Source organism: Maribacter sp. Hel_I_7, from assembly GCF_000688315.1.
GTDB lineage: Bacteria > Bacteroidota > Bacteroidia > Flavobacteriales > Flavobacteriaceae > Maribacter > Maribacter stanieri.
Genome location: NZ_JHZW01000002.1, coordinates 1,644,057 through 1,660,157, shown reverse-complemented (window position 1 = coordinate 1,660,157; position 16,101 = coordinate 1,644,057). Strand labels below are relative to the sequence as shown.

Annotated in this window: 16 protein-coding genes; 6 read left to right on the top strand and 10 right to left on the bottom strand. The window is 34.9% G+C overall.

Going from position 1 to position 16,101, the window contains the following annotated elements; translation table 11 throughout:
• Positions 1–52 precede the first annotated feature (52 nt).
• A complete protein-coding gene (locus tag P178_RS0108815; RefSeq protein ID WP_027065884.1) occupies positions 53–1,060 on the top strand; it encodes an NAD-dependent epimerase/dehydratase family protein in 1,008 nt (335 codons plus the stop codon).
• Here P178_RS0108815 and P178_RS0108810 read toward each other — a convergent pair.
• Genes P178_RS0108810 through P178_RS0108800 form a run of 3 tightly spaced genes read right to left on the bottom strand, consistent with a single transcriptional unit; the run spans position 1,041 to position 3,540 of the window.
• Entirely contained in the window at positions 1,041–1,475 is a 435-nt protein-coding gene (locus tag P178_RS0108810; protein ID WP_027065883.1) for a DUF4296 domain-containing protein, read from the bottom strand. The two genes, P178_RS0108815 and P178_RS0108810, sit on opposite strands and share 20 nt — an antisense overlap.
• On the bottom strand, positions 1,472–2,809 hold the full coding sequence (locus tag P178_RS0108805) for a dihydroorotase (protein ID WP_027065882.1): 1,338 nt from the start codon (positions 2,807–2,809) through the stop codon (positions 1,472–1,474). The genes P178_RS0108810 and P178_RS0108805 overlap by 4 nt, the downstream gene beginning before the upstream one ends.
• 2 nt (positions 2,810–2,811) lie before the next feature.
• Positions 2,812–3,540: a polyprenol monophosphomannose synthase gene (locus P178_RS0108800; protein WP_027065881.1), complete on the bottom strand. Its 729-nt coding sequence runs from the start codon at positions 3,538–3,540 to the stop codon at positions 2,812–2,814.
• A gap of 135 nt (positions 3,541–3,675) precedes the next feature.
• Here P178_RS0108800 and P178_RS0108795 point away from each other — a divergent pair, with 135 nt between their 5' ends.
• Genes P178_RS0108795 through P178_RS0108785 form a run of 3 tightly spaced genes read left to right on the top strand, consistent with a single transcriptional unit; the run spans position 3,676 to position 6,754 of the window.
• Positions 3,676–5,349 (top strand): ArnT family glycosyltransferase, encoded by a 1,674-nt coding sequence (locus P178_RS0108795; protein ID WP_027065880.1) that lies wholly within the window; start codon positions 3,676–3,678, stop codon positions 5,347–5,349.
• Positions 5,349–6,002 (top strand): DUF4271 domain-containing protein, encoded by a 654-nt coding sequence (locus P178_RS0108790; protein ID WP_027065879.1) that lies wholly within the window; start codon positions 5,349–5,351, stop codon positions 6,000–6,002. Before P178_RS0108795 ends, P178_RS0108790 begins: the two co-directional genes overlap by 1 nt.
• Positions 6,003–6,010: 8 nt before the next feature.
• Positions 6,011–6,754, top strand: coding sequence for a uroporphyrinogen-III synthase (locus P178_RS0108785; RefSeq protein WP_027065878.1), 744 nt, complete (start codon positions 6,011–6,013; stop codon positions 6,752–6,754).
• A gap of 56 nt (positions 6,755–6,810) precedes the next feature.
• Here the strand turns inward: P178_RS0108785 and pckA are convergent, their stop codons facing one another.
• From pckA to P178_RS0108765, 4 genes are all read right to left on the bottom strand, one after another.
• Positions 6,811–8,427: a phosphoenolpyruvate carboxykinase (ATP) gene (gene pckA / locus P178_RS0108780; protein WP_027065877.1), complete on the bottom strand. Its 1,617-nt coding sequence runs from the start codon at positions 8,425–8,427 to the stop codon at positions 6,811–6,813.
• A gap of 257 nt (positions 8,428–8,684) precedes the next feature.
• Positions 8,685–9,812, bottom strand: coding sequence for a glycerate kinase (locus P178_RS0108775; RefSeq protein ID WP_027065876.1), 1,128 nt, complete (start codon positions 9,810–9,812; stop codon positions 8,685–8,687).
• Positions 9,813–11,279 (bottom strand): SLC13 family permease, encoded by a 1,467-nt coding sequence (locus P178_RS0108770; RefSeq protein WP_027065875.1) that lies wholly within the window; start codon positions 11,277–11,279, stop codon positions 9,813–9,815.
• A gap of 61 nt (positions 11,280–11,340) precedes the next feature.
• On the bottom strand, positions 11,341–11,733 hold the full coding sequence (locus P178_RS0108765) for a DUF423 domain-containing protein (protein ID WP_027065874.1): 393 nt from the start codon (positions 11,731–11,733) through the stop codon (positions 11,341–11,343).
• An 81-nt stretch (positions 11,734–11,814) separates the two neighbouring features.
• Between P178_RS0108765 and P178_RS0108760 the strand changes: the two genes are divergently transcribed.
• Both P178_RS0108760 and P178_RS0108755 read left to right on the top strand, forming a co-directional pair.
• Entirely contained in the window at positions 11,815–13,188 is a 1,374-nt protein-coding gene (locus P178_RS0108760) for a saccharopine dehydrogenase family protein (RefSeq protein ID WP_027065873.1), read from the top strand.
• A gap of 59 nt (positions 13,189–13,247) precedes the next feature.
• Positions 13,248–13,718 (top strand): Lrp/AsnC ligand binding domain-containing protein, encoded by a 471-nt coding sequence (locus P178_RS0108755; protein WP_027065872.1) that lies wholly within the window; start codon positions 13,248–13,250, stop codon positions 13,716–13,718.
• Positions 13,719–13,769: 51 nt separating this feature from the next.
• Here P178_RS0108755 and P178_RS0108750 read toward each other — a convergent pair whose 3' ends face one another.
• From P178_RS0108750 to P178_RS0108735, 3 genes are all read right to left on the bottom strand, one after another.
• On the bottom strand, positions 13,770–14,465 hold the full coding sequence (locus P178_RS0108750) for a zinc metallopeptidase (protein WP_027065871.1): 696 nt from the start codon (positions 14,463–14,465) through the stop codon (positions 13,770–13,772).
• Positions 14,466–14,600: 135 nt separating this feature from the next.
• Positions 14,601–15,701 carry an alanine dehydrogenase gene (gene ald, locus P178_RS0108740; RefSeq protein ID WP_027065870.1) on the bottom strand — a complete coding sequence of 367 codons (1,101 nt, stop codon included), beginning with the start codon at positions 15,699–15,701 and terminating at the stop codon, positions 14,601–14,603.
• Positions 15,702–15,840: 139 nt separating this feature from the next.
• The gene (locus tag P178_RS0108735; protein ID WP_027065869.1) at positions 15,841–16,095 is read right to left on the bottom strand and encodes a SemiSWEET family sugar transporter; all 255 of its coding nucleotides are present in this window, start codon (positions 16,093–16,095) and stop codon (positions 15,841–15,843) included.
• Between the last annotated feature and the right edge of the window lie 6 nt (positions 16,096–16,101).

Below are 16,101 nucleotides of genomic sequence, written 5' to 3'. Positions count from 1 at the left end.
GTACATAGTAGATTTAAGCATGAATTTCACTCCTATTCGCTAAATTTGAACTATGGTATTAGTTACAGGAGGCACAGGGTTGGTGGGGTCGCATTTGCTACTGAAATTAACAATGGAAGACAATATTGTTCGAGCACTTTATAGAACAGCGGATAAATTAACGCACGTAAAAAAAGTTTTCTCTTATTATTCAGACAACTACGAAGCATTATTTGAAAAAATTGATTGGGTACAAGGGGATATTTTAGATATTCCTTCCTTAGATACTGCATTTGAAAATATAGCCCAAGTATACCATTGTGCCGCATTTATCTCTTTTAATCCATCTGATTTTAAAAAACTAGAACGTATCAATAGGGAAGGAACTGCGAATATTGTTAATATGTGTATTACCGCAGGTGTCGATAAATTATGCCATGTAAGTACCATTGGCACAATAGGAAGAACTATTACTAAAGAAGAAGCAGATGAAGAGACCGAATGGACGCGCCAAAATGCCAACCCATATGCCATTACTAAACAACTTGCCGAAATGGAAGTTTGGCGTGGTGCTCAAGAACAACTAAAAATGGTAATTGTAAACCCTGGCGTTATTCTTGGACCTGGATTTTGGAATAGCGGTAGTGGTTCTTTTTTTAAAACCGCCTCTAAAGGCTATAGTTATTACCCCCCTGGTGGTTCTGGTTTTGTAACCGTTACCGACGTGGTGAACATTATGATTCAGCTTATGAATTCTCCAATTCACAGTGAACGCTTTATTCTAGTTGCAGAAAATTTATCGTACCAAGAGATTTTGCAAAAAATTACGTCTTCTATGGGGAAAAAATCACCCTCTAAACCATTGAAATTTTGGCAACTGAATATTGGCAGAATTGCAGATAAGATAAGAAATCTACTAACCGGAAGTCCTAGAACAATTACAAAAAATACTATCTACGGGCTAAAAAACCCAAATACATTCAACAATTCAAAAATTAAACAAGCATTGCAAATTGAATTTGAACCTTTAGAAGAACAAGTAGCATTTTGTTCTAAGCAATTTATTTCTGACCAGTCTTAGCCGCAATAGAGTCCTTTTCCTTTAGCTCTATTTTCTTTTTTGTTTTCTTGGCAAGGCTAATACTATCCCTAAGTTTTTTCTCCATATCCAATTGTACACGTTGCGCTTCTAGCTCAGACTCAACCTTTTTATACATATTCTCATACCTCAGAGGTTTTGAAGCATAGTATCTATCGCTATCTACAAATTGTACACTATCAATTTCAAATTTTTCAAAAACGAATGTAGTAGGCTCTATTCCGTTCTCCCTTAACTTTCCAAGATTGGTTGTTTTTGCAGCATTGACAATGGCCATTTCTTTTATAATGGACACCATTTTATCTTCCGGAATTAAATTATCTGGCTTTTCAATCAATTCTTCTGCACAAGAAGAAAATAATAACATTCCTAAAACTAATAATAGTACTTGTCTCATGGTCTATTAAATGTTAGTCTTTTTGCATTTCGTTTTTCTGAAAACTGACCATTACTATAACCTAAATGTCCATTAACGAATGTGTGTATTACCTTAGATGAGAATGTAGTATCCTCAAAAGGAGACCATTTACACTTATAAGCAATATTCTCTTTTGTAACCGTCCATGGGTCATTTAAATCTGCAACAACTAAATCTGCATAATAACCTTCACGTATATATCCACGCTTCTCTATCTGAAATAGAATTGCCGGGTTATGACACATTTTCTGTACCATCTTTTCTAATGAGATAACACCGTCCTTTACTTTTTCTAACATAGCATTTAATGCATGCTGAACTAATGGACCACCAGATGGCGCTTTTGTATAAACATTATTTTTTTCCTCTAATAGGTGTGGTGCATGATCGGTAGCAATAACATCTATTCTGTCATCTAACAAAGCATCCCAAAGCATGTATCTGTCATTTGCTGTTTTTACTGCAGGATTCCATTTTATTAAAGTTCCCTTTTTAGCATAGTCGGCATCTGAAAACCAAAGGTGATGAATACATACCTCTGCAGTTATCTTCTTTTGCTCTAAAGGAATATCATTCTGGAACAAATCGGTTTCCTTACCCGTAGATAAATGAAACACGTGTAATCTAGCACCTGTTTTCTTCGCCAATGCTATTGCTCTTGAAGAGGAAAGGTAACACGCTTCTTCACTACGAATAATAGGGTGCAATTCTAACGGAATATCATCTCCATATTCAGCTTTATATTTTGCCAAATTTTCTCGAATGGTAGTTTCATCTTCGCAATGTGCTGAAATTACCATCTCTGTATTTCTGAAAATATTTTCTATTACTTTTTCGTCATCTACAAGCATATTCCCCGTAGAAGAGCCCAAAAATAATTTTATACCAGAACAGGTATTCTTATCTAATTTCTTTAGCTCTTCCAAGTTATCGTTAGTACCACCAAAAAGAAAAGAATAATTGGCAAATGCCGAGTTAGCAGCTGTTGCAAACTTTTCTTCAAGCTTTTCAACAGTCGTCGTTTGTGGTGTTGTATTAGGCTGCTCCATAAATGTTGTTATACCACCGGCAAGAGCTGCCCTACTTTCTGTTGCAATAGTACCTTTGTGCGTAAGACCAGGTTCTCTAAAATGCACTTGATCATCTATAACGCCTGGCATAATATGTTTACCTGAACAATCTATTACCTCAGCATGTGCATCAGATATGTCTTTTGCTATTTTTACGATTATTTCATCAACAATAAGAATATCACTTTCCTCAATAATCCCTTCGTTAACAATAATTCCGTTTTTTAATAAAATCTTACCCATAACTAAAACTTATTTTTCAAAAATAGACTTCTCATCTTCATTATAAATACACCCCAAATAGCCTCACTTATAATTGATGAACTCATTTTAGATTTTCCCAAAACACGGTCTCTAAAAATTATAGATACTTCTTCTATTTTAAAGTGTTTTAAGTGCGCCCTAAACTTCATTTCTATTTGAAAAGCATAACCTACAAAACGAACGGAGTCTAAATCTATAGCCTCTAGTACATGTCTTTTGTAACACACAAAACCTGCCGTTGGATCATGCACGCGCATACCCGTAATTAACTTCACATAAATAGAAGCCCCATAAGATAATAACACCCTATACATTGGCCAGTTTACGACGTTCACCCCATTTTTATATCTAGAACCCACAGCAAGATCTGCTCCGTTTTCACATGCTTTTAATAACCTCAACAAATCTGAAGGGGTATGAGAAAAATCGGCATCCATCTCAAATATATAATCGTAACCCTCGGCTATCGCCCATTTAAAACCATGTATATATGCGGTTCCTAATCCAGATTTTTCCATTCTAGTTTCTAAAAAAAGTTTTCCATCAAACTCTTTTTGAAGACTACGAACACAATCACCTGTTTTATCTGGCGAATTATCATCTACGATTAGCACATGAAATTCTTTCTGCAAATCGAATACCGCCCTAATTATGGCCTCTACATTCTCAATTTCATTATACGTAGGTATGATTACAATACTACTGGACATAAGTTATTTATAGGTGTTTCGACAAAAGTAAGGTTTTAATAGTCTTCTTAAAATGGCCAACAATACCTTTATGAAATTTTTAAACTAGATAGCTAACCTTAAATTTGTAATTTTGTCACTTAGTAACCTATACAAATGTTGACTAAAATTCCAAAGCAGTTTTACTTTTTTTTAGCTGCAATATTCATTTTAAATCTTATTCAATCCAATTTTACGCAACTCATTTTTGATGAAGCTTATTATTGGTATTACAGTCAGAATATGGCTTGGGGCTATTTTGACCACCCACCAATGGTAGCACTTTTGGTTAAAATAAGCAGCTTTTTCTTTAACGGAGAACTTGGTGTAAGGTTTATGAGCTGTGTATTATCCGCAGTCAATATTTTACTACTTTGGTTGATGATAGACAATCCAAAAAAGAATGATTACGTAAAACACTTTTTTGTTCTTGTCTTTTCCATGACATTATTAAATGCGTATGGATTTTTCACTCTACCAGACACACCACTTTTATTTTTCACAAGTTGTTTTTTATTGACTTATAAGCACTTTATAAAAAAGCCTACAGCTGTCATAGCCATATTGCTGGGTGTTTTTATGGCTGCTTTAATGTATAGTAAATACCATGCTGTACTGGTCATCTTCTTTGTCTTATTATCTAACCTAAAATTAGTAACCAATAAATACGCATGGCTATCTGTAGTTGTTGCTCTGTGCTGTTACGCACCACATTTTTATTGGCTATATGATAATGATTTTGTTTCTATAAAATATCATTTATATGAACGACCAAATGGTGCTTATAGTTTTGAGAAATATACCCTAGGCTTTTTTGTTAATCTGGTTGCCGTATTTGGACTAACATTCCCTTTCATCTATAAAGCTCTTTTTAAGACTAAAGGAAATGACTTATTCAACAAAGCACTTATATACTTAACATACGGTGTTCTTATCTTCTTTTTTATATCTAGTTTTAATAGAAGAGTGCAAACACAATGGATTATTATTATTTGTATTCCTCTAGTCGTTATCGCTTTCAATTATATGCTACAAAACAAGCAAGCCTTAACTTGGATTTTTAGACTTGGTCTTATCAATACAGTTTTAATTATTTATCTACGAATGGGTCTCGCCTATCAACCGCTCCTTTTTAATTTCTTTTACGAAAGTCATGGTAATAAAGAATGGGCACAGGCTATTGAAAAAGAAGTAGGAAATATTCCTGTAGTATTTGAGAACTCATACAGAAATGCACCGATGTATTCTTTCTATACTAACGGCACGCCAACATTTTCCTTAAATAATTTTATGTACCGTAAGAATCAATATTCCATAAACGATTCTGAAGAAAAAGTACGTGGTAAGGATGTCGCCTATATCTCAAAATATTCTAACAACCCTACTTTTACTTATACAAGAGAAGATGGCGGACTCTACAAAGGTAAGTACATATCTAACTTTCAATCGTATCGTAAATTAGAGTGTATTATTGAGGACACTCCTGTTTCATTGAATTCTGATGAGGACATTTTACTAGAAGTCTACAATCCTTACAAAGAAAGCATTGATCTTAAAAAAGTGAAATTCGCAGTTACCTACATGGACGACTACAAAAGTCCTGTTGAAACTCTTAAAATAACACCAGAACTCGTAGAACCAAATACAACACTCTTAAAACAAAAAGACACCACAAATTTTAAATTTCAATTACCCAAAACCAAATTGAAAAACATTGGTTACTTTAGAGTAGTTATTTCTGAAAATGAGCTTCTTTATGGGCTAAACGGAAAACCAATTCCCATAAATTAATGGAACCTATTGCAAGAACATTTGGGCAAACCGATTGGATCACCATAACAATTATGGCTAGCTTGCTATTTCCATTAATTGCAAAAAGCATCTATTATCCACGATTTTTAAACTTCATTATTCTTCCTTTCAACAACAAGTACATTAGCATGTACACTAAGAAAGAAAAACTGTTTAATTGGTTTCATTTTCTAATGAGCATCTTTCAAATCATAAATACTACATTATTTATATTTTTTATTTGGCGAGCTTACTTGAATCCTACAGAGTCAAAAAACCCTTACATATTTCCATTATTACTTGCAGGTGTTTTCTTATTTATTACTGCGAAAACAATGTCCCAGCTTTTTAACGGGTTCATATTTAATTCCTACAATACCTTTAATGAGTTGATTTTTAAGAAACTAACCTACCTTAATTATTCCAGCATTATTCTTTTCATTGCTAATGTGTTCTTGGCATATGTTTTTATAGATTCAACAATTGTAATTATTATTGGGTTAATTCTGTTTCTCGTTATTAATATAATTGGTTGGGTTACAGTATTAAGGAATTATCAAAAATTGATTAGCACCTATTTTTTCTATTTTATTTTGTACCTTTGCGCACTCGAAATTGCACCCTTAGTTATTATGGGAAGCTTTCTAAAATAGTGCAGCGTATGAAAGTAAAAACGATTTTGGTCTCTCAACCCGAACCAAAAATGGAAAACTCCCCCTATTCCAAACTTATCGACAAAGAGAAAGTAAAGGTTGATTTTAGACCATTCATTCATGTAGAAGGAGTTGACGCAAAAACAGTGCGCCAGCAAAAGATAGATTTGAATGATTTTACTGCGATTATCTTAACCAGTAGAAACGCAGTAGACCATTTCTTTAGAATAGCAGAGGAGATGCGCTTTAAAGTGCCAGATTCCATGAAATATTTCTGCCAATCTGAAGCTGTTGCCTATTATCTTCAAAAATATGTGGTCTACAGAAAACGTAAGATTTACGTAGGAAAAAGATTATTCACAGATTTGGTACCGTTGATCAAGAAATATAAGGATGAAAAATTCTTACTTCCTTCATCAGATGTACTTAAAAGTGATGTTCCAGATACTTTAGAAACTTTAGGAATTAATTGGAAAAGAGCTATTTTTTACAAAACTGTAATTAGTGATTTATCTGATTTAAGAAATGTATACTATGATATCTTAGTATTCTTTAGTCCGTCTGGTATTGAGTCTCTATTACAAAACTTTCCAGATTTCGATCAAAAAGAAACTAGAATAGCAGTTTTTGGAAACAGCACAGTAGATGCAGCTACAGATGCTGGCTTAAGAATAGACATTAAAGCCCCAACACCTGAAACACCATCTATGACGATGGCACTACAGAAATATATTATGAGTGTAAATAAATAATACACTCAATAACATTATAATAAAAAAGCCTTGCAATGCAAGGCTTTTTTTATGACTTAAAATGCGTACCGTTGTGGTCCGCCCCTTCTTATTTCTTCACTGGCATAACTTTCAAACTTTTTAAAGTTTTCCCTAAAAGCATTTGTTAACTTAAACGCAGTGGTGTAATACTTTTCATCATTGTTCCAAGTTGATCTTGGACTTAATACTTCACTTGGCACACCTGGGCACTCTCTAGGCTGCGCTACACCAAATACGGAGTGGATATGATACTTATCATACGAATACAAGCCTAAGTCACCGTTTAAGACCGCTGAGATCATAGCTCTTGTGTATTTCAATTTCATACGTGTACCAACGCCGTAAGGTCCGCCTGTCCAACCTGTATTTACAAGCCAAACATTTACACCAGACTCCTTCATCTTTTTACTTAGCATTTCTGCATACTTAGTAGGATGTAATGGCATAAACGGTGCTCCAAAACATGCCGAAAATGACGGTACCGGCTCTACAACACCTGCTTCCGTACCCGCTACCTTAGCAGTATAACCAGATATAAAGTGATATGCAGCTTGACTAGGAGTTAGTTTAGATATTGGAGGCAATACACCAAAAGCATCTGCCGTTAAAAAGAAAATATTCTTAACATTCTTACCAATTGATGGTTGTTGAATATTATCTATATGATGAATTGGGTAACTAACCCTTGTGTTCTGTGTAATTGAAGTATCGGCAAAATCAACATTACCATCTTTATCCAATACTACATTTTCTAAGATAGCACCTGGTTTAATAGCACCGTATATTTCAGGTTCTTGCTCTTCAGATAAGTTTATAACCTTAGCATAACAACCACCTTCAAAATTGAATACAGTGTTTCTACTGGTCCAACCATGCTCATCATCTCCAATTAATTTTCTATTAGGATCCGTTGATAAGGTTGTTTTACCCGTACCTGATAATCCAAAAAAGATTGCGGTATCCCCATCTTCACCCACATTAGCAGAGCAATGCATTGGCAATGTTTCTTTAAAAACAGGTAAAATAAAGTTTAAGGCAGAGAAAATTCCTTTCTTAATCTCGCCTGTATATCCTGTTCCACCAATCAAGGCAACTTTATCTGTAAAATTCAAAATTGCAAAATTATGCTGTCTTGTACCATCTACTTCTGCATCTGCCATAAAGCCAGGAGCATTAATTACAGTCCATTCTGGAGTAAAGTCTTTTAACTCTGCTTCAGTTGGACGAAGAAACATGTTATAAGCAAACATATTAGACCAAGGATATTCGTTTATAACCCTAATATTTAATTTATAATCCTCATCTGCACAAGCATAACTATCCCTAACAAAAAGTTCTTTTTCATTTAAATAGGAAATTACCTTAGCGTATAATGATTCAAACTTTTCTTGTTCAAACGGAATATTAATATTTCCCCACCATACCTTATCTTTTGTAATATCATCTTTTACGATAAATCTATCCATAGGGGATCTACCGGTGAATTCACCAGTATTGACAGCAAGCGTACCATTGCTAGTCTCAACTCCCATACCCATTTCTAGTGTGGCTTTTTGTAGTTGTTCTGGTGTTTCTTGATAATGAAAATTGGCGTGTGTAATCCCATATTGTTTTAGGGATATGGTATTCGCATTTGTCATTGAGCTTTTCATGCTTTAGAAAATTTGTTCGTGTAAAACTAAAAAAATAAAAGCTGAACCACTGATTTTCAGTGCTCAATTAGCCGCATTCGTCGTCGAAATACGAATTCAATTAAAGAATCGTGAAAAATGAAAAATATTCGCAGACACTTTATTCCTTTTAATGCACATTATAAAGCAATAACGCTTATTAAATGCATTATTGTTATTTTGGAATTAAAATTTTAAGAAATAAATAAAAAAAGTCGTGTTTTTTTGACAACAGATTTTCATTTTACACTGAAATAATCAGCCGTTTTTGTAGCTAAAAGCACGGCTGCGTGCTTCATATTATACTCAAGATCCTTACTCTCATCTTGAATTTCAAATACATCGAAAATACCTTTTTGCTTTAATACACCTTTAGAGATGTCTAACTTTCCACAAATAGCAATTACAGGTAAATCATACCTTCTACCCAAATTAATTATCCCTTGCAATAATTTACCATTCAATGTCTGCTCATCAATTTTACCCTCTCCTGTAATAATATAATCAAAACGTTCTCTTGCCAAAAGCTTATGAACACCAGAAAGCTCTAAAATAAAATCTATACCACTTAAAAATTCTGCATCAAAAAAAGTTTTCAACCCAAAAGCAGCTCCTCCTGCCGCACCAGCACCAGGTAATTCTGCATGATCTACGTTGTATTTCTTCGACACAATGGTATTAAGATTTTTTAGCCCCATATCAAGATCTTCAATAATCACATCTGTTGCTCCTTTTTGTTTAGCATAAACATAAGCAGCTCCATTTTCACCGAATAATGGATTGGTAACATCATTTACCGCATAAAACTTAACCTTTTTTAAATCTGTAGATATGGCTGTATCATCTATAGTTTTTAATAATTGTAAGCTAGACCCTATTGTATCTAACTTCTCTCCCTTATCATCTAAAAATAGATACCCCAAAGCTCTAGCCATGCCAATACCACCATCGTTTGTTGCACTACCCCCTAAGCCAATATAAATATGCTCTACTCCTTTTTCTACGGCATCCTTTATTTGTAAACCAGTTCCATAGGTTGTGGTTAACATAGGATTTTGTTGTTCTGGTAACAACAACTCCATACCAGAGGCATTTGCCAATTCTATGTATGCAGAATTTGTTTTCTGATTGTATAAATAATAAGATTGAATCAATTTCCCTAATGGGTTCTCGCTAATTACCTGCATAGAAATGCAAGGTATGTAACTGGCAACGGCATTCATAAAACCATCACCACCATCTGATGCTTTGATGTAGTGAGAGGCATACGGAATACCTGATTCTTTTATACCTGAAATAAAAGCCTTGGTAAAGGCTTCACTCGATAAAGACCCTTTAAATTTATCTGGAATGAGTAATAGTTTCATTTATTTAAATTTTTGGGGGAAACTATTTATTGAAATATCCCATAACTCTGGGAGTACAAAATATACGAAAAAGGTTAATATAATAATAGAAATAACATTCATAAAGAAACCTTTACTCACCATATCCGGTATTCTTAAGTAACCAGACCCAAAAACAACAGCATTTGGTGGCGTGGCTACAGGCAACATAAAAGCACATGATGCCGCTACCGCAGCACCTACCATTAAAACGAAAGGATGCACATCTATAGTCAATGCCATCGGAGCCAAAACTGGCAGTAACATTGCCGTAGTTGCCAAATTAGAAGTTATTTCGGTTAAAAAATTCACCGCTGCGATCAGCACTAGTATTAAAATAATAATTGGCAAACCTGCCAAGGAAGTCATTTGACTTCCTATCCAGACTGCCAAACCACTTACCTCAAATCCCTTTGCCAGCGCCATTCCACCACCAAACAATAGAATTATACCCCATGGCATTTTTACCGCTTCTTCCCAATTTATAATCTGATCTCCTTTCTTTTTAGACGGAATCAAAAACAATACGATTGCAAAAAATATAGCAATAATGGTATCATCTAAACCAGGTAGTACTTTCTGTAATAAAAATGAACGCGTGATCCAACAGAAAGCTGTTAATGCAAATACGAATGCCACAACTTTCTCTTCATATGATATTTTACCAAGATTAGATAACAATCTTTTGATTTCTTCCTTACCGCCCGGAAAGGATTTTTGCTTAAACTTGAAAGCATACTTCGTTAGATATTTCCAACAGATAAAAATAAGTATAATGGATATTGGCAATCCAAAAGCAAACCATTGTATAAAGGTTATTTCATAGCCATAAGTATCTAAAATTACACCTGCTAAAACCAAATTTGGCGGCGTACCTATTAATGTTGCCACACCACCTATAGACGCACTATAGGCAATTGCCAACATTAATGCCTTCCCAAAAGTTTTATTCTCGTCTTCAGCTGTTTTTGGATTATCTTCTAGTTGCTTAATTATCGCCAAACCTATCGGTAACATCATCACCGATGTTGCCGTATTTGAAATCCACATAGATAAAAATGCGGTAGCCACCATAAAGCCAAGAATAATCTTTCTAACATCTGATCCTATTAAATTGATGATATTTAAGGCTATTCTTCTGTGTAAATTCCATTTTTCAATAGCTATAGCTATTATAAAACCGCCCATATACAGAAAAACATACTTATGACCGAAAGAACCTGATGTTGCCGATAATTCTAACCCACCAGATAATGGAAATAAAACCAAAGGCAATAGCGCCGTTACGGCAATTGGAATAGCTTCCGTAATCCACCATACGGCAATCCAAATGGTTGAAGCCAGCACTGCATTGGCTTGCTCAGAAAGCCCTACTGGATGAAAAAAGAAATGAATTATAATAAATGAAATAGGACCTAAGATCAATCCCAGTAATTTTGTTTTACTCATACTAGCGCCATTATAGGTTGAAAATACGTTATTTAAGTACTAAAATGTCGTATTAACCTGTCTATTTCAAAATTTTTGACTTCACAATTCCGTAACCTAATAATGCCCAGGCCGCCAATAAAAATAAGCCGCCAATAGGAGTGACAATTCCAAAAACTTTAAAGTCAAAATCTACAAGTGAATTCAAGGCCAGTACATAAATTGAAAATGAAAATAACACTACACCAATTACTGTACATAGGTATATTGTCTTTTTAGATTTTACCATTTCATAAGGTATTAAGCCAAGAGCGAACAGAAAAAAGGCATGATACATTTGATACCGAACTCCTGTTTCAAAAGTTGCCACAGCTTGGGCATCCACTATATTTTTTAACCCATGTGCACCAAAGGCACCAAATGCAACCGCCAACAGTCCAAATAGACAAGCTGTACCTAAAATTGTTTTTTTCATAACTTTTTCTGTAACATTATTTATAAATGTAACAATTTGATACCTTAGTAAAATCGTTACAATCAAAAATACTGAAAACGTATGATGCGAAAAATTCTTGTTATCGGCGCAGGTAAGTCCACCTCTTATTTATTGGATTATCTTTTAGGAAAAGCGGAATCTGAAAAATTAGAAATCACCATTGGTGATATTAACCCTGATGCAATATCACCAGCTATCGCCAACCATGAATATTGTAATGTTATTGGTCTAGATATTTTTGATGATGCTGAAAGGAAAAAAGTAATTGAAAACGCTGATATCGTTATTTCAATGCTTCCTGCTCGTTTTCACATTAAGGTAGCAAAAGATTGTGTTACTTTAAAAAAACACCTTGTAACTGCTTCTTACGTTAGTCCAGAACTACTTGCTCTTGATAAAAAAGTTAAGGAAGCCGGACTCGTATTCATGAATGAAATAGGTCTTGACCCTGGTGTAGATCACATGAGTGCCATGCAAGTAATTGACCGTATACGCGATAACGGTGGCAAAATAATATTATTTGAATCTTTTTGTGGAGGTCTGGTAGCCCCAGAACATGATAATAACCTTTGGAACTATAAATTTACATGGAACCCAAGAAATGTTGTACTTGCCGGCCAAGGTGGTACCGCTAAGTTTATTCAAGAAGGGACATACAAATACATACCTTACCACCGACTTTTTAGACGTACAGAGTTTTTTGAAATTGAAGGGTATGGTCGTTTTGAGGGATATGCCAATCGCGATTCATTAAACTACAGGGAAGCATATAAGTTACAAGATGCCTTAACCATTTACAGAGGAACCATGCGTCGTGTAGGTTTTTCCAAAGCATGGAATATGTTCATACAATTAGGAGCTACCGACGATACATATACTATTGAAAACTCTGAAAATATGAGCTATCGTGAGTTCATTAACCTTTTTCTTCCTTATTCCCCAACCGATTCTGTTGAATTAAAACTGAGGCACTACCTTAAAATAGATCAAGATGATATTCGTTGGGACAAATTATTGGAACTAAACATTTTTGACCAGACAAAACAAATAGGAATACCTAATGCGACCCCCGCACAGGCACTCCAAAAGATTCTTGAAGATAGCTGGACATTAAAGGCCGAAGAGAAAGACATGATTGTTATGTACCATAAATTCGGATACGAATTAAATGGAGAGAAAAAGCAAATAGACTCTAAATTAGTGGTTACAGGAGAAAACCAAACTTTTACGGCAATGGCAAAAACCGTAGGATTACCAGTTGCCATGGCCGCTTTAAAAATTCTTAACGGCGAAATTAATACTCCAGGTGTACAGATACCTATTAGCAAAGAAGTATATGAACCAATATTAAAAGAGCTTGAGTCTTACGGTGTTAATTTTAAGGAGTATGAATTACCATATTTAGGCTATAATCCAAATTCTGTAGTTAACTAAACCCTTTTAACTGTCAGATTGAAACCAAATAAGTACATTTATGTTTATTTTGATAAAACATGAAAACACCTACTTCTTTGGCTAAAATTGACGGAATAGATAAGAAAATCTTACGATTTTTAATGGAAGATGCCCGTAAACCAGTTCTTGAAATTGCAAGAAGTATTGGTATATCTGGCGCAGCTATACACCAACGATTAAGAAAGTTAGAGGCATCAGGACTTTTATCTGGCTCTAAATTCATTGTAAATCCTAAATCTTTAGGGTATACCACCATGGCTTACATAGGCATATATTTAGACAAAGCAATGAGCAACCCGATGGCGGTAAAACAACTTGAAAAAATACCTGAAGTATTAGAGTGCCATTACACTACTGGTAACTGGTCTATTCTAATTAAAGTACTATGTAGAGATAATGAACACTTAATGCAGGTACTGAACAAAGAAATACAAGCTATAGAAGGGGTCTCTAGAACAGAAACCTTTATATCATTGGCACAACAGATAGATAGACAAATTAGTATATAAAAAAAGCCTTCTCAATTTGGAAGGCTTTTTTTATTCAACATTAGTTTTAGCTTAATCTCTACCACCAAAAACTTGAAGTCCCCAGTATACTAAAGTTGCCAATGAACCAATTGCAGCTACCAAATACGTGCGAGCAGCCCATTTTAAGGCATCTTCAGAACCTTTATATTCTTCTGGCGTAACTATATTTTTATTTTTTAACCATGCCAACGCTCTATTACTTGCATCATATTCCACAGGTAAGGTTACAAAACTAAATAGTGTAGCAAAGCCCATCATCACCAGACCAGCTACGGCAACCCAATACCCAAATCCTACTCCAGCAGCGGCACCTAAAGCCAAACCACCGAAAACAACCCACATAGACATGCTTGATGTAACACTTACTATTGGCACTAACTTAGAGCGCATACCTAACCACTCATACGCCTGTGCATGTTGTACCGCGTGACCACATTCGTGAGCCGCAACGGCAGCTGCAGATGCATTTCTTTGGTTATACACACCCTCACTTAAGTTTACTGTTTTGTTTTTAGGATTGTAATGATCTGTAAGCATACCAGGGGTAGAAACAACTTTAACATCGCGTATACCATGGTCAGCCAACATTTTTTCTGCAATTTCAGCACCACTCATTCCATTTTGCAAATGCACCTTGGAATAAAATTTAAACTTACTTTTTAATTTGCTGCTTACTAACCAGCTAACCAAAGCAATGGCACCAATCAATATATAATATCCCATCATAACGTTTCAATTTTTAAATCGATTAAATATACTAAAGATTCGTTCTTTTCTAAGAATCTAATATTATAAAAGCAAAAACCCCGCCAAATTCCTTTCGGAAATGGCAGGGCATATTTTACTGACATTTTGTACAGGTTAAGCGACTATCTCTTCCCAACCAAAAGCTTCTATAATTTCTTGGTATACAACTTCTCCCTTAATTATATTCAGCCCTTTCTTTAAGGTTGGGTCTTTTTCACAAGCTGCTTCCCATCCTAAATTAGCTAGCTTTAAAGCATACGGCAATGTTACATTTGTTAAGGCCATAGTAGATGTATAAGGTACGGCACCCGGCATATTCGCTACAGAATAATGAACCACATCATCTATTATATAAATAGGATCTTCGTGCGTTGTAGGCTTGGTGGTTTCTACACATCCACCTTGATCAACAGCAACATCTACGATAACCGTACCAGGTCTCATTTCTTTCAACATGTCTCTGGTAATCAAATTTGGCGCCTTTGCTCCTTTTAATAAGACTCCACCAATAATTAGATCATGTGTTTTAATAAGTCTTCTGATATTAAATTCATTAGAGAATTCGGTAACTACATGTGGTGGCATTACATCATTTGCATAACGCAGGCGCTTCATGTTAACATCTAATATAGTTACGTGAGCCCCTAAACCTGCTGCCATTTTAGCAGCTTGTATACCAACAACACCCGCTCCTAGCACCAAAACTTTACCTGGAGCTACACCAGGCACACCACCTAGCAATACACCACGTCCTTTTACTGGTTTCTCTAAATATTTTGCTCCTTGCTGAATTGCCATTCTACCGGCAACTTCTGACATTGGCGTTAAAAGTGGTAAAGTACCTTCTTCATCTTCTACTGTTTCATACGCTATACAAACCGCTTTTTGCTTGATCATAGCCTTGGTCAACGCTTCACTAGATGCAAAGTGGAAATAGGTAAAAAGTATTTGACCTTCTTGAATTAAATTATATTCTTCTTCAATAGGCTCTTTTACTTTTACGATCATTTCGCTCATGGCATAAACCTGACCAATAGTATCTAGTATTATAGCACCTGCCTGTTGATAATCTTGATTGAAAAAACCACTGCCTTCCCCTGCTTCTGACTGTACATATACTTTGTGGCCGTTTTTTACCAATTCAAAAACTCCGCCTGGCGTCATACCTACCCTGCTTTCATTGTTCTTTATTTCTTTTGGAATACCAACAATCATGATTTATCATTTTATGTTATACTGCAAAATTGAAACTAATTATGCAGATAACAAACAATAATTCGATAAAACGTAGGGGTTGGTTGGTAAAAATATATAATTATGAGTTTGCACCCCTATAAAATTAGGGGGTGTGCTGTTATTTATATTTTAATTTCATTAAAACCATTAAAATTAGAAGGGCAGATGTAATTCCATTTGCTAAAATAACAGGCAAACTATTTATATTCACTCCATAAACCAACCAAAGCAAAACCCCTGTTAATAAAACAGTATACATAGTAAGGGAAATATCTTCAACAGATTTATTTTTCCACGTTTTATATACTTGTGGTACAAATGCCGCTGTGGTTAAAGTAGCGGCGATCAAACCTAAGATTTCGACACTGTCCATATTTTT